The organism is Dapis purpurea BLCC-M126, from assembly GCF_050015975.1.
Classification (GTDB): domain Bacteria; phylum Cyanobacteriota; class Cyanobacteriia; order Cyanobacteriales; family Microcoleaceae; genus Trichodesmium.
Genome location: NZ_JBNHER010000100.1, coordinates 1 through 15,255, shown reverse-complemented (window position 1 = coordinate 15,255; position 15,255 = coordinate 1). Strand labels below are relative to the sequence as shown.

Annotated in this window: 7 protein-coding genes; 3 read left to right on the top strand and 4 right to left on the bottom strand. The window is 35.2% G+C overall.

What is annotated here, in order from left to right; genetic code table 11:
• Positions 1–54: 54 nt before the first annotated feature.
• Positions 55–2,793 (bottom strand): GAF domain-containing protein, encoded by a 2,739-nt coding sequence (locus ACP6PL_RS09270; RefSeq protein ID WP_426544803.1) that lies wholly within the window; start codon positions 2,791–2,793, stop codon positions 55–57.
• Positions 2,794–3,554: 761 nt separating this feature from the next.
• Positions 3,555–5,327, bottom strand: coding sequence for a DNA repair protein RecN (gene recN, locus ACP6PL_RS09265; RefSeq protein WP_426544801.1), 1,773 nt, complete (start codon positions 5,325–5,327; stop codon positions 3,555–3,557).
• 2,186 nt (positions 5,328–7,513) lie between these two features.
• Between recN and ACP6PL_RS09260 the strand changes: the two genes are divergently transcribed.
• Entirely contained in the window at positions 7,514–8,863 is a 1,350-nt protein-coding gene (locus ACP6PL_RS09260) for a hypothetical protein (RefSeq protein WP_426544799.1), read from the top strand.
• A gap of 32 nt (positions 8,864–8,895) precedes the next feature.
• Here ACP6PL_RS09260 and ACP6PL_RS09255 read toward each other — a convergent pair whose 3' ends face one another.
• Together ACP6PL_RS09255 and ACP6PL_RS09250 are read right to left on the bottom strand one after the other, a co-directional pair.
• Positions 8,896–9,123, bottom strand: a complete 228-nt coding sequence (locus tag ACP6PL_RS09255) for a hypothetical protein (protein WP_426544797.1) — start codon at positions 9,121–9,123, stop codon at positions 8,896–8,898.
• A 1,014-nt stretch (positions 9,124–10,137) separates the two neighbouring features.
• Positions 10,138–11,304, bottom strand: a complete 1,167-nt coding sequence (locus tag ACP6PL_RS09250) for a SpoIID/LytB domain-containing protein (protein WP_426544795.1) — start codon at positions 11,302–11,304, stop codon at positions 10,138–10,140.
• Between the two features lie 453 nt (positions 11,305–11,757).
• Between ACP6PL_RS09250 and ACP6PL_RS09245 the strand changes: the two genes are divergently transcribed.
• A complete protein-coding gene (locus ACP6PL_RS09245) occupies positions 11,758–12,708 on the top strand; it encodes a ribonuclease Z (protein WP_426544793.1) in 951 nt (316 codons plus the stop codon).
• Positions 12,709–13,915: 1,207 nt separating this feature from the next.
• Entirely contained in the window at positions 13,916–14,764 is an 849-nt protein-coding gene (gene aroF / locus ACP6PL_RS09240; protein ID WP_426544791.1) for a 3-deoxy-7-phosphoheptulonate synthase, read from the top strand.
• Positions 14,765–15,255: the final 491 nt, after the last annotated feature.

Here is a 15,255-nt window from a genome sequence, read left to right as displayed (position 1 = left end):
AGAGCTAGTTTGTTTCAAAATATGAGAACTAACATTCTTTTGAGAGAGAAATTTTTACTTTTCAGTTAACTTCCAGACTCCATCCCAATCTTGTGGAGGAAGTTCGGCCTGAAATAGCTGACAACGACCAACGTGTAACTTAGCTGCTTTGTTATTTGGGTCAATCTTCAGAACTTCTTTAAATTCAGCTTCAGCTAGTGCAAAAGCTTCCTTAATAGAATCATCTGTTAAATTTTTTTCTTTAGATGGGTTTAAATAATACTCCCGTCCTTGATGATAATGTCCAACAATCTGATGTTGTTTATCAGTCAATTCTTGCTTCAGATTGCCTTCCTTAAAACCTAAAAGTTCATATATTCTAACAGGTTTACTTTTTCCCTTCACAGTAATCAAGTCCAATTCCCGAACCCAAAGCAATTCTTTGTAAGGCTGATAAGTATTATCACTGATGACTAAATCTGTACCATACTGTTTACTTGTACCTTCAAGGCGAGAGGCTAAGTTAACACCATCTCCAATAGAAGTTAGCTCCATACGTTTACTAGAGCCAATATTACCACTAACTACTTCATCTGAGTGAATCCCCATGCCAATACTGATGGCCTTTTTATTCTTGGCTACACGGTCTTCATTATACACCTGCAAGCGTTGACGCATTTCTACGCCGGCTTGCATAGCACACAAAGGATGGTCTACTAATGGAGCTGGGGATCCAAATACTGCCATTAACGCATCTCCTATATATTTATCGAGAGTGCCTTTGTATTTGAAGACAGCATCTACCATCTCTTCAAAATAATCGTTTAGCATACTGACAACTTGTTCAGCGCTCATGCTTTCTGTCAAAGTAGTGTAGCTACGAATATCACTGAAAAGTACAGAAACTTGTTGACGTTTACCTCCTAAACCAGTGTCACCACTTGCTAATAATTGTTCTGCAACTTCTGGTGTCATGTAACGATACATTAAATTTTTAACTTGCTTTTCTCCAGAGATGTCCTCCATCACCACCAAAACGCCATTCACCTTATCCGGTTCCAAGACATCAACCATTGAGTTAATTGACAAATTAATACTTTGAGGTTCTAAATCTCCTTGAGGCAACAAAGTCTGATCTGGATAATACTGCTGGTACTCTTTACTCTCATTAGGACAGAGAGCTATATCTAACCATTTAGAAAATTCACCTTCCTTCAGGGAGACCAAATTTTTTACAGATTTACCTGCTAATATATCTGTTTCACCAATTCCTAGTAAATGTCTAGCACTTTCATTTGTGGCAATGACTTTGCCTTTTTTATCAGTAGAGATTACGCCATTAGTGAGGCTGCGTAGAATATCCCTTTGCCTTTGTTGTTCTTGTTTAACTGTATCAAATAACTTAGCGTTTTGAAGGGCTACGCCTGCTTGGATGTTAAAAGCCCTCATAAACTCTAAGTCATTACGATTAAAACTTGCTTTCCATTGTTCTGGTGCATTCGGCCAATCTGCAGGATTATAGGCTGGATATTCTCCTTGTTTCTTTTTATTAATTAACTGAGTCACACCAATTAATTCATTATCAGCATTAAAGACAGGCATACATAATAGACTGCAAGTACGATAACCTGTTTTTTCGTCTGTTTCTTTGGCTGTAAGTGAACGAGAATCTTTATATACGTCGAAAGGAATTAGTAGCGGTTCCCCAGATGTGGCAACCATACCAGCAAAACCTTTATCTTTAGCTATTCTAATTTCAATTAACTTACCATCAATCGGAATTTTTGTCCAGAGTTGATTGTTATCGTTATCTATGAGCCATAGGGTACTGCGGTCTGCATTCATCAGTTCCTTGGCCTGATCCATGACTTTTTTCAGAGTATCTTCTAAGTCTAGGCTGCTTTTGCTAAGAGAGTCCACAGCTTTCATTAAAGCTTCTGCTGCCCTTTGTCTTTGGGTAGCTGCATAAAATGACTTAGAAGATTCTAGTATCAGACTAATAGAAGGAGCAAATTCACGAAATACTCTTTCATCTTCTTCAGTAAACCCATTGATATCTATTTTTTCTTCTAAAAGTTCATATTGTTCTGCATCTAGTTTGAACTTATTTAGAAGTTGGACAACTGCAATTAAATCCCCAGTTTCTTCTTGCAATAATGGCATTACTACCATACTGTAGGTTCGATATCCGTTTTGTTTATCGAATTTTTTCGCTGAAGCTGAACGGGGATCATCATAGAAGTCGTAAGGAATATTGATAACTTTTTTACCTTGAGCTGATTCTCCAGCTATTCCCACATTTGCTGGAATTCTTAACTCTAATGGTTTTCCATTAGCTCCTTGAGCGACTGTTGACCAAAGTTCATTTTTTTCTTCATCTAATAACCAAATTGTTGTTCGGTCTGCGTTCAATAATTCTCCTGTTTTCAGAGTAATTGAACGTAACATTTCATGTAGAATGGCATCAAATCCTTGAGCCTCTAACAAATTGTTAAGCATCCCAAGAGTTTGATTAACTGTCTTGAGCTTTTCTTCTACATCTTTAACAACTCCGACAAAAGTATCTTTTGTTAAGGGAGCCAGAAATTCTGAGAAATTAGCCCCAGAGCCAGGATGAACTAATGCACTACTTTCGTTAACTGTTGACTTACTTTTGGGATTATCTCCATTACTGCTATTGATGTCAGGATTTTTAGAAGCAGAATTATCTTGAGGGTGACACACCTGATGGCTGCTACCCTCTATAACTTCCACATCCTCTATTGGGATTGTGGTGTACTCTGTTGCTATGTGATTTGGAGATGCAGATGTCATAATGCTTTAATTAAATATTGGATACTCTTTATTGTGTGCAATATCAAGGTTTTTCGGTAATTCTACCTCTGTTTGTTAATTAATATTAAGTACAGAAAGCTTTTTAAATATTCATAGTTGTAGTGTACTCTAACATAATTTATTTTTCACTCCTCTGTCCATAATTTATTCTTAGTATCTTTAACAATTGAAAAAATGGCCTCTTATTTGACCTTCAAACTAGGCACAAAAAGTAGCTATAGATACTTAGCATTAATTTTTTTGTTATTGTTAATAATAATTAATTATATAGTCATCTTAAATTTAAGAATAGAACACTTTTTGGGATGAAACCCTTTTCAGGCAATAAACACTCGTATTAACCTCAATTTAAATGACTATATCTATCAAGATTTATTTTGCTTTTAATCTAAAGTAAATTACTAATATTTTGCTATTTTTATTGCCATTTATTGATAATTTCATTAATTGATTAAACTTTCACAAATTCCTTCCTGGTATTGCCTGTTAAACTATTTTATATTGAGATATAACACACAATATTTGGCTTAAAAGCAGAATTAATGTATTCTATTCTAGTAAAAACCTATGAATTTCAACTTTTTCTCTAGTTTTGTTGTAGCAAATTAATTCCTAATCTTTACCCCATATTTAGTCAAACTTTAAAATTAGTGCTTATGCTGGAAGAAGCTAACTAAGTTCCTCTTAGTGGAAAGTTTAAAAACAAGAATAACCCATTCATTATTTATAGATTTCGATTACTATTCACCTCGGGAACTAGAAATAGGAATAGTCAAATTTTTCTTGCGTTTAGTTGCAGCTTGAGTTAAAAGAGATTCTGCAAAAGCAATAGCTTCTTGAACTGGTCTTCCACTAGCTAATTGTGCTAGTTCCTCTCGCCGTTGATAATTATTCAAGGTTTTCACTCGAACTATTGTTCTCTCCTCAGAGTTTTGATCGTTTGAGTCAACATTAGTCATTTCCTGAACAACCTGCTTACTAACATTAAAATGATGGTCTGCCATTGCAGCAACTATGGGTTGGTGAGTTACACATAGAACTTGATGTTGGCGACTAAGTTGATGTAGTTTTTCTGAAATAGCTCCTGCTACTCTTCCTGAAACTCCTACATCTATTTCATCAAAGACGAGAGTACCTGATGCTTCAATTTGAGAAAAACAAGCTTTCAATGCTAATAAAAACCTACTCATTTCTCCACCAGAAGCAGTTAAATTTAGAGGTTGTAGTGGCTCACCAGGATTAGAACTAAAACAGAATGTAAGTTGGTCTGCACCTGTAGATGTTGGAGTAGTAGAAGTAATTTGTACCTGAAATTTCACTTTCTCCATAGCCAGAGGCTTTAATTCCTCTACCAAGTTTGTTTCTAATTTAGCCGCAGCATTATAACGTTGTAAACTAAGTTTGCTACATTTGTTTTGTAATTCTTTTTGAGTTTCCTGATATGCTTTTTCTAGTGTTTCGAGAGACTCTGCTCCTTCAAGTAGTTCTTTAAGTTCTGCTTGTATTTTATAATAATAATTAATAGCTTCTTCAAGGGTCGGACCATACTTACGACAAATTTGTTTAAGTTCTTGAATTCTTGCTTCTACATCTTCCAATCTTTGAGGATCGGCTTCTAATTGCTCGCCATAATTGCTGATTTGTCGGCTAGCTTCAATAACTTGAGCTAGAGCTTCACTAATCATTTCTGATATAGGTTGCAATGTGGAGTCGTAGTTTACCATATCATTTAATATAGTTTCTGCTTCTCCTAAAAGGTCTGCTGTTGCTAAATTATCACCTTCATTTTGATATAAAGCTTGATATATTTGATAACTTTGATGTTGAAGTTCAACTGCATGACTAAGACGTTGACTTTCTTGTGTTAGTTGTTCTAATTCTTCAGGTTCTGTAAGATTAGCTTTATCTAATTCTTGTACTTGGTATTCTAATAAATCTATTCTTTGTAAACGTTGCTGTTCTGACTGGCGACGGTTTTCTAATGCTGCTTTAGCTTTTTGAGCTTTTTGATAGGTAATATTTACTGCTTCTCGACATTTTAGTAGGGAATAACCACCATATAAATCAAGCCATTCTCTTTGCAGATTAGGATTTCCCAATTGTAAAGTTTGGCCTTGAGCCGTAATTTCTACTAGTCTATCGCGAAGTTGGTCCATTATTTTCCGGTTCACTAGGATGCCATTGAGACGAGACCTTGTCCGTAGGGAACCCTGGGCCACAATAATTTCGCGACTACAGACTACTAATGTACCATCTACTGGATCTATTTCTTGACCACTTAACCATTCAGCTAGAGCTGGGTTAAGTTCAAAGGTTGCTTCTAAGATGGCTCGTTTAGTTCCTGTTCTGATGATACGACGATCTATTTTACTTCCTAGGGCAGCATTAAGAGCATCTAGGATAATGGACTTACCGGCACCTGTTTCACCTGTGAAGACATTTAGACCAGAGCCTAATTCTAAGTCAAGATGGTCTATGAGGGCAAAGTTATTAATGCGAAGGGATATAAGCATTTATTCAATGAAGGAGGAAGTAAGAAGGAATAGGAAATAAGGAAATATTAGAAGATTAAATATTTGCCTTTGACTTTTATTTTTCCTCTTTTCAGGGTAGTGAGTTAAGTCAAAAGGTAAAAATAATTTTTGAGTTTATAGTTTGAATCCCCAATTTTTCTGGACTTATTGAAAATAAAATTCTAATTATAATAGATACATCAAAATAACAAATGAAGCTTCTGGTTTATGTTCCTCTGACTCAAGTTATTTGTAAGTATTCAGCGGTCAGCTTTTAGGTTGCTTACTGGGTCGGAACTGCGTTATCAGCTAGATTATAATTACCCTTGTCTTATCTTAAGAGCATAAATTATTATTGATATATTTTCAGATAATTTATATCAGAAATAAGTATATATTCAATTAATTCAAGTGTTATTAAACAAATCATTACTTAATTCATAAAAGAACTGAGAGCTAATTTAAAGGTAGCTGTTTATGCAGCATTCCGAAGGAAATGCTTACAGAAATTGTAATTATACCTAAATAATCTATCTTCAACAAAAATCTTTATATCACTCCTGAATAATTACAGAATTATTAATTGTTAATTAAATAATTGTGGTTTAAAGCCTCCCCTTTTAAGGAGAAAAAAAGTGCTAGGATATTTCCCAATCTTCAATTCCGTAAAGGTTTTAACCATAGGTAATTATCAATTATCCATTATCAATTAATGAAGATTATTTTTTATATCTTTGGCAAAACTTCATGTTATCAGACTAACAAAAACTGACGAATTAAATAGAATTTATATATTACCAACTGCCGAAATTATTTGTTTACCAGAGATAATTTTGACAAGTTTTATAATCCTATTTAGAAACTTGAGTTTTTAGTCTATTTTTAGTATGATGATATTCTAGACAATTACTGGATAAATATGAGTCAGTTTTCCAATGATTTTTCCATAGTTGTACTATGTACTCTACATTACTATTGATAATAAGTAATTACCATAATTTTTATCGTGTTTTAACAAAGATTGTCTGTGTGAGTAACAATATATCTGGTATTACGACTAAAATTGACTGAGCTATAGCATTGATCGCTCTTGGTGAGATACGCAAATTTTGGATTTTCGGGAACAGGGAGCAGAAGGTAAAGAAGAGAAAATAGGGATAAAAAGAGGGAATAGAACAGAAAGGTACTGTATCTTATTCATCAGAGAACCATTATATAAATGACACTTTGATAGGCATTTTTCAATAACTTACTACCTATAATTTATTTTAGCTAATCCTCAGAGGTAATTATTAATTGTTGAAAGATAATTAACATGAGATAGAAGAATTAGTTTATAGGATTGTTTTGCTCTATAAATTAGATTTAAACTATACTTATATTAGGATAGTAATACCTTTTATCTGTAACAATGCAGTTAATAATTTTTACCCAGACTTGAATTTTACTGATAGGTGTCACAGTTGAAGTCAGAAGTGAGAAGGCACAAAGTTAAATTCTTGTTGTGATTATATTTGATAATTTGAGAATCTCCGCACTCTTAATGGGGACTGCTGTATTTTTTATTACAGCATATTTCATTTTTGTCAAGTATATTTACAAAAAGTAATATGTCTGTAGTACAGACATTTAATTGTTCATAATTTGTACTTTATATACGAACAAATTTGCTCTAACTGCAACTTCATAGAGAAATGCCATCAGGTGATCGTGCAAGCGAAACGTAGTTTTATCGCGTAGCAGTGCGTAGCACTATCCCAACTCAGAAAGTTTATCTATAATCTAAAAACTAGAGCGCAATAGTTGAATTAGTTATCAATTAAAGTCGAACTATTTTATTTCTCTCCAATAATGCACTTAATAATCCTTACCTAGACCTCTATTTCACTCAGAGCTGTTCTCTGTTATTAGGTGCAACTTTATGCAGAAATGGTATTAGTAGAAATGTTAGATAATCAGTGTCTATACAGCCATAATTAATATTGATTTTAGCTCTATTTATTTAGATGTTTTGATAAGTTGTCGTGCAAAATTAATTACACATCTATACAAACTAAATTCTTTACCTTCTAAATATCGCAGATAATCAGAATAGATAAAGAATTTTCTTTAAGTACTTATATACCTATGATTGATTTTTTGTCTATAATTTAAGTAGATAAATTAATTAAGTCTGAGGTAATGTTATGACTCCAAATCCTGCGATAATGAGAGCCGTGGAGAATTTGGACTACCACGTTACTGTGGGAGATGTAGCAGCTCAAGCTGGATTAGATGTAAAATTGGCAGAACAGGGATTATTAGCTTTAGCTACAGATGCTGGTGGTCATTTACAAGTATCAGAATCAGGGGAAATTGCTTATCTATTTCCTCACAATTTTAGAGATGTTTTACGCAATAAATTCTGGCGGTTAAGATTAAGAGAATGGTGGGAAAAAGTTTGGCGGATATTGTTTTATTTAATTAGAATTTCTTTTGGGATTGTGTTGATACTTTCCCTAATAATTATAATGGTTGCTATTGCCATTATTGTTGTTTCAATTAATTCTAGTAGTGAACGAAATGACTCAGGTGGTGGAGGTAATAATTCGGGTGGTGGAATGGTATTTTTTCCCCGTTTTGGATTTAATCCTTATTGGCTTTGGTGGTTTGATTGGGGATATTATGATGAACCCTATAGATATCAACGACAAAGAGAAAAACAAAGAAAAAAATCTCGAACTTCAGGTAAAGAAAACGAGATGAATTTTTTGGAGGCTGTATTTTCTTTTCTATTTGGAGATGGGAACCCTAATTACAATTTAGATGAGGAACGTTGGCAGGCGATCGCTACTGTAATTAAAAATAATCAAGGGGCGGTAGTGGCGGAACAAATTGCTCCTTATTTAGATGATTTAGGAAAAGGATATGCTCTAGAATATGAGGAGTATATTTTACCAGTATTAACTCGTTTTAATGGTCGTCCGGAAGTTAGTCCAGAGGGTCAAATTGTCTATCATTTTCCGGAGTTACAAACAACAGCAAAAGAATGGTACTCTCAACCTGTTTCTGCTTATTTGAAGGAAAAAATTTGGCGTTTTAGCGAGGCAAATTATGGTCAAATAATGTTAGCTACTGGATTAGGTGTTGTTAATTTTGTTGGTGCTTTAGTTTTGGGTTCGTTGTTAAAAGATGGTACAGTAGTAGCTCAGATTGGAGGATTTATTGCTTTTGTTGAAGTGATTTATCCTGTGCTGCTGGCTTATGGTGTAAGTTTTTTAGTATTGCCATTAATTCGTTATTTTTGGTTACAATGGCGTAATGGTAAAGTTCAGAAACGGAATCAACAAAGGCAAAACAGAGCTATTGCTTTAAACCAGGCTAATAATCTGTTAAATCGTAAAATTGATTATGCTAGAGAGTTTGGGAAAGAAACAATTATTACTAATCAAGATTTAGCTTATACAACAGAAAAGAATGTGCTAGAACAGGAAGCTGAACAGGCAGATAAAATTGATGCTGAATGGCAAAGAAGATTGAATCAATCAGATACTTAAAATATTAGTTTAAGTTATCAAGGATTCATAATTTATATTGTGATTTTAGGACGTTTAAATATGAGATAATTATTGTCAGATTTTGAGTTATGGCTAAAAGTTACTAATTCCCATCCTTCATTACCCAAATAATTAACTAATTGGTATAATGTCCTGTCTTTCCATTCTCTCCATTCTTTACCGTTTATATATATGGTAATCAGCTTATCCCCAAAAGGATAAGGGCTTGCTTCTGCTAAGAGATATTCCCACTTTTGCATTTGTTATCTAAAAATATGGAACCATTTATGGGATAATTTTTCAGCAGTCCTAGGGTAAAGGTAATATTATCGTAATTAGTATGTTGCTGATTAGCTGTTAGGTTTTTTATCCCTAATATTACCTTGGTTGCAAGGCTGTTGAATCTACTTAATTAATATGCCAAATCTTAACTCTTATGTAGTACTTATCAAGTAATTTCAGTTCTCAGTTATTAGTACCTCCGGTTAAAGCCAGAGGGTTTAAACACTAAAGTTAATTTTTTTCATCCTTGATTCAAGGGGAGACTTGATACCTTTTTTTTAGTCAATAAATTTTATATATATATTTTTTTACCTTTTCCTCATTTAAGTTTTTTTATATCCTACTTTACTTATCTACTCAATAATTGAAAGCAAGTAAATTTCTGCATTTAAAATGTACCATGCCTAATGGAATATGTGGGATAAATTTGGCAAAAAATTACTTTTACAAGGTAAAAAAACTGAGTAATACTAGTTTTACAAAATATTGCTAGATTAACTTTTTTAGCAGCATTCAGGATTCAGGACTAAAGAGAGGTCAGCTTGGCAATATGGTCAAATTAAATTTTAGGGTTCGTTTTTCCTTATTCCTAAATCTGATTTTATCTGTTCAAGGTCAAAAAAGAAAAAATCATAATTGATTTTGACAACTTTGTATATTACTAATTTATGGCGCTTTTGACTTTAATTGAACAAATAACCTAAGCTGGAATTTCCTTTAAACTAGAATCTATGAATTATATATCTATGAAAACTTATATCACTCCGCATTTGACGATCAATCTAGACTTGAAAAAAACTGCTCGACAATTAACTAATCGATAAATTCTAAATTATGTAAAATCTATCTATGTTGGAATGATTTTTGTGTTCTCCTAATATATATCAACCTAATTTAGACTTTGTTTTTTGGTATAATATCAGCTTCTGACATTTTTTTTCAGACAATAAAAATAGAGTTAATTCTTCAGTAGCATTACCTAAATTTTACTATTAGCGGACATCAATTCTAGCTAAAGTTGCGCCTTGGTAATAATACAATAAAATCTGGTGATAATTATATCCATTTCGAGCTAAATTATAAGCTCCCCATTGACTCATTCCTACAGCGTGACCAAAACCTTTTCCAGTAATTTGGAAACTGCTAGGAATTTGTTGACCTTCAGTCTTTTTGGCACTAACAGTAAATCTGGTACTTTTTAATCCTAAAGCTGCTGTAATATCTGTACCTTCAACCGTTTTAACCCCTGCATCTCCTAAAACTTTAATAGTAATAACACTACCGTGGGGAGTAGTACTCTGGGGTGTCATGGAGAGAATATTTCCTACTCCTGAAATTCGCTGCTTTAGTTCTGCTTGAGAAAATGATTCAGTCCATTCATAAACTGGAGCATCTTGATCAAAGTCAGGAACAGCGCGGAGGTAGGGTAGTGGGTTTGACCAAACATCTTCTACATTTTCTGTGTGTCCTCCAGAAGATGAATGAAATAGAGCTAAAATAATTTGACCATTGTAAGTAAGCACTTGACCTTGGGTAGCATCAACAGCAGCATAAGTTCCTGGAGATTCTGTTTTAATTCCTTGATAAACTTGCCAGAATTGGTCATTGCCTAGGTCATAGAAATTGTTAGTATTTTCTTGACGCTTGTTCAGGGCGTAGGAACGGGCTGCAACAGCTTGGGCTTTTAGGGCCTCTTGTGGCCAGTTGCCGTTCATTTCTGCTCCAATGACACTATAAAGATATTCTTCAAAGTTGACATAGTTAATAGCAGTTATACCTCCTTTGTGAGGAATAAGATGAGTACGGCCTCGATACCAGCGATCGCCTATCCACACATAACCTTCTCCTTTGGGTTCGATCCACATTTGACCGGAGACCCAGTTGGCCAAAGCTACTTTTCCTGATTGGAGTTCTGCTGCAAAGCCTTTAGTTGGTTTTAGTTCGCCAATTGCTCTACCTGCACCATCTCTAACTATTGCGTTTGTAGAACTTCCTACTTTAACTTCTTTAACTCCTTCTTGAATTGCAATTCGCAAGACTAGAGAGGCTTGGGCAGGGGCAATCATTAGTACCCATGTTAGGATAGATGTCCACCAATAGCGTTTTAATGGTTTAGTAGTACGAGTAATAAAAGAAATAAACAGTAATCCAGAACTCATATTTGTTTGATTTTTTGATTTTATATTTAGGATAATTAGTATAGAACAAGGCAAGAATAAATATAACAATTTGACATACTACTTGGCCTAAAGACATGAAAATTTATCATTCAAAGCATGATTATTGCTTCGATAAAAGGACTTACTGAATTAAGTTGCTCATCAAAAGCTATTCTAGTAAGGAAAAGGAAGCTAGCCCAATTTTTCGGTAAAATTTTAGAAAGAAAATAATCATAACTGTAGAAATACTTATCACATTTTTTTGTAGGGTAGCTAGGGCGGATGGATGAATACCAATCAATGTTGCGCTTTTAGCAAATTCCTGCTAGAATGAAGATAGAATGACTATAAATCTTTAGAGGATCAGCCAGATTGACGACGTACTTTGATAGGAATCCCACTTTGTCTCTCAAGTTTAAGGTCAGTAGGGTTTCAGTGAGGAAGTTTTAGGTTTTGCAGATAACTTTTCTAGGAACCAGTTCTGGTGTCCCAACGCGATCGCGTAATGTTTCAAGTATTGCTTTACGTCTGCCTCAACGGGCTGAATTATGGTTGTTTGATTGTGGTGAAGGAACTCAACACCAGTTTCTCCGTAGTGAACTTAAGGTTAGTCAACTCAGTCGTATCTTTATTACCCACATGCACGGTGACCATGTTTTTGGTTTGATGGGTTTGTTGGCTAGTTGTGGTTTGGGGGGAAATGTTAAAAGTATTGATTTGTATGGTCCGCCTGCCTTAGAGGATTATCTACAAGCTGGTCTTCGATACTCTCAAACTCGTTTAGCTTATCCAATTAAGGTTCATAAGAGTAAACCTGCTGTTATTTATGAGGATGATGAGTATATTGTTAGTTGTGGTTATTTGAAGCATCGGGTTACTGCTTTTGGTTATCGGGTAACAGAAAAGGATAGACCAGGACATTTTAATGTAGAAAAGGCAAAGGCTTTAGGGATTCCTCCTGGCCCTATTTATGGAAAGCTCAAACAAGGAGAGTGGGTTACTTTGTCTGACGGACGGAAAATTAATGGAGCTGATTTGTGTGGCGCACCCCAAGTAGGCCGGAAGTTTGTTTATTGCACTGATACTGTTTTTTGTGATGGAGCTGTGGAGTTGGCGGAGGGAGCAGATTTACTTGTTCATGAGGCTACTTTTTCTCATCAGGATGCTGAAATGGCTTTTCAAAGATTGCATTCTACTTCAACAATGGCGGCACAGGTAGCTTTGGCAGCGGGTGTTAAGCATTTGATGATGACTCATTTTAGTCCTAGATATGCTCCTGGGAATCCGATTTTGTTGAATGATTTGCTACAGGAGGCGCGGGCTATTTTTCCTAATACTGATATGGCTTATGATTTTTTAAGTTATGAGATTCCTAGAGTATTGATGTCTCCTTCGGCGTGTTAGTGCAGCATTCCCTTTGCATTTCGTGTGGGCAGTAAAGCATTCGGTTAAATTTTCCTCGTCGTAAGGGACTTGCGGTTTATTAATCTACCAATCAGGTTTTGTAATTTCTTCAGTACAGCTTGTTTGACTGGTACTTTATTTTTGTGCAAGTCCCTAACTTCCCTCCAAATATTACTTTGAACTAACTTCATAAAGATAATTATCCAGGAATTGTTTGCTTCTCAAAGAAATTGGGTAGAGGTTTTTTACAGAAAAATTTGGGAAGTGGCATGACTTGATTATCTATATCTACACTTATTTAATGCACTACTTTGAATGCACTACCAAAATTTCCTTTTAACTAATCCTTCTATTACAGAAGTGGTAATTGTTAAGCACCTAAACAAAATTGTTTACCTACCCTAATTTGATGTGAGCAATAAATTATAAGGGATTCAGTGTAATAAAATGTGTAATTAATTTTGTGTAGCTGCTTAATTAGGGGTGGCTGATTAAATCTAAAAGCATTGACATATAAAGACAAGTGCCTTTTTTGAGTCAAAAAAAGTGCCCCTGTTTCAGTCTAAAACGCTCAAAAAGTTGGTATTTTAGGCGCATAGTTGGGCAGAAAAATCAAGGGATAATTCTTACTTCTACCTTCTCTAAATTCCCCGTTACTCCTGTATTCTGTCTTCCCCTCCTGGGAGGGGTTAGGGGTGGGTTGTCTCCTACCCGTACTAAAAGACTTTTGAGCGCAAACCCTAATTATTAATTGAAAGAGAGGCAAAAGGATGGTTAAGACTTGACACTCTCTAAAGGCTCTGTTAAGGTTAACAAACAAGGAATTAAAAATAATGATTCTTTCCCAACCCCAAAATTCTGTAATTAACATATTTCTTAACACAAACAAAAAGCCGATGTTTATTAGTAATTCCTACTTTTATTTTTGGTATAGAGAGGTTCACTTGGAGTGAATATAGTTTTTGCTATGAACCTCTAAGTGAACCGCAGCATAAACACTGCGGTTTTTTGTTTGTAAATCTGAGTATTCAAAAAAAGACGAAAACAGTTATGACTCAAGTAAATTCCTGGTATTACGGTTTTTATTTTTGGCCCCGATATAGTTCCGGGTAACTTGTCATGCTGACTTTTACTTTTCACCCGGAACTGATAATGGTTCCGGGTTTTTTATTTTTTAGCCCAATTAATTTACCAAGGAGAAAATCTCATGTCTAACGCTAAACTTGCATCTAAGTCTCATTCGGAACATCAAACAGTTATCAATATTTCTGAACAGACAATAGTAGGAGGTGCAGATTTTTTAATTATTGGTGGCCCCTGCACTGTTGAAAGCATGGAACAAATGGAAGAAGTGGCAAGTAAGTTAATAACGGCACCTGTGCAAATGTTGCGGGGAGGTGTCTATAAACCACGCACTTCTCCTTACTCATTCCAGGGTTTGGGAATAGAAGGATTGAAAATTTTGGCATCTGTTCGCCAACGCTACAATATTCCAGTCGTAACAGAAGTCATGTCTATTCCGCAAATAGAGTCGGTGGTTGCTTATGCGGATATGCTGCAAATAGGTAGTCGGAATATGCAAAATTTTGAGTTACTGAAGGCATTAGGAAAAACTGGCAAACCTGTGATGTTGAAACGGGGGTTAGCTGCGACTATTGAGGAATTTTTGATGGCTGCAGAATATATTCTTAGTCACGGCAACCCCAATGTGATATTATGCGAACGAGGCATTCGTAGTTTTGATAGTTATACTCGCAATGTTTTAGATTTGGGTGCGGTAGCTGCATTAAAACAGTTGACTCATTTGCCAGTTATTGTCGATCCTTCTCATGCTGTGGGTAAAAGGGAGTTGGTGGCATCCTTGGCGAAAGCTGCGGTTGCTTGTGGAGCAGATGGTTTGATGATTGAGTGTCATCCTTTACCGGAGGAGTCGGTTTCGGATGCGCGACAAGCGTTGTCATTGGAAAATATGGTTGAGTTGGTTGAAAGTTTACGCCCTGTTGCTGCTGCAGTGGGGCGATATATTTGTCAAGTTGAGGAATTAGCTGTGGCTTGATTTTGGCTTATAGCGGTTTTCATTAATATAGAGTACTAGCGCGTCCAGACTAAAATTGTGGGTAAAACCTCCTCCCTCTCCTTGCAGGAGAGGGGTTGGGGGAGAGGTCTTCATTGACTCGCTTTTTACCCACGTTTTATAGCACTACGCATTCAGGTTGGGACATATAATTAGAATCGCGATCGCTAAATTGGAAGGGGGATAATTATTAAAATAGCCCAAATCCTTCAATGCTCCAACTATCTACTATGCCTGAAGTTCCCCCTAAGAAAAATAACACAATGCCCAAGCCAAAGTAGTTGAGCGCGATTTTTCAACTACCCGTTACTGGGTAGAATAGATGGGCTTTTAAGGCTGATATAGTACATTTGTATGGGGATAAGTTCAGCTATGGAAAGACGTTGGGACAATTTTTGATATCATATCCGGTAGCATCGGTATTGTATAGAGAAGTTCATTAATTGATAATTGATAATGGATAATTGATAATT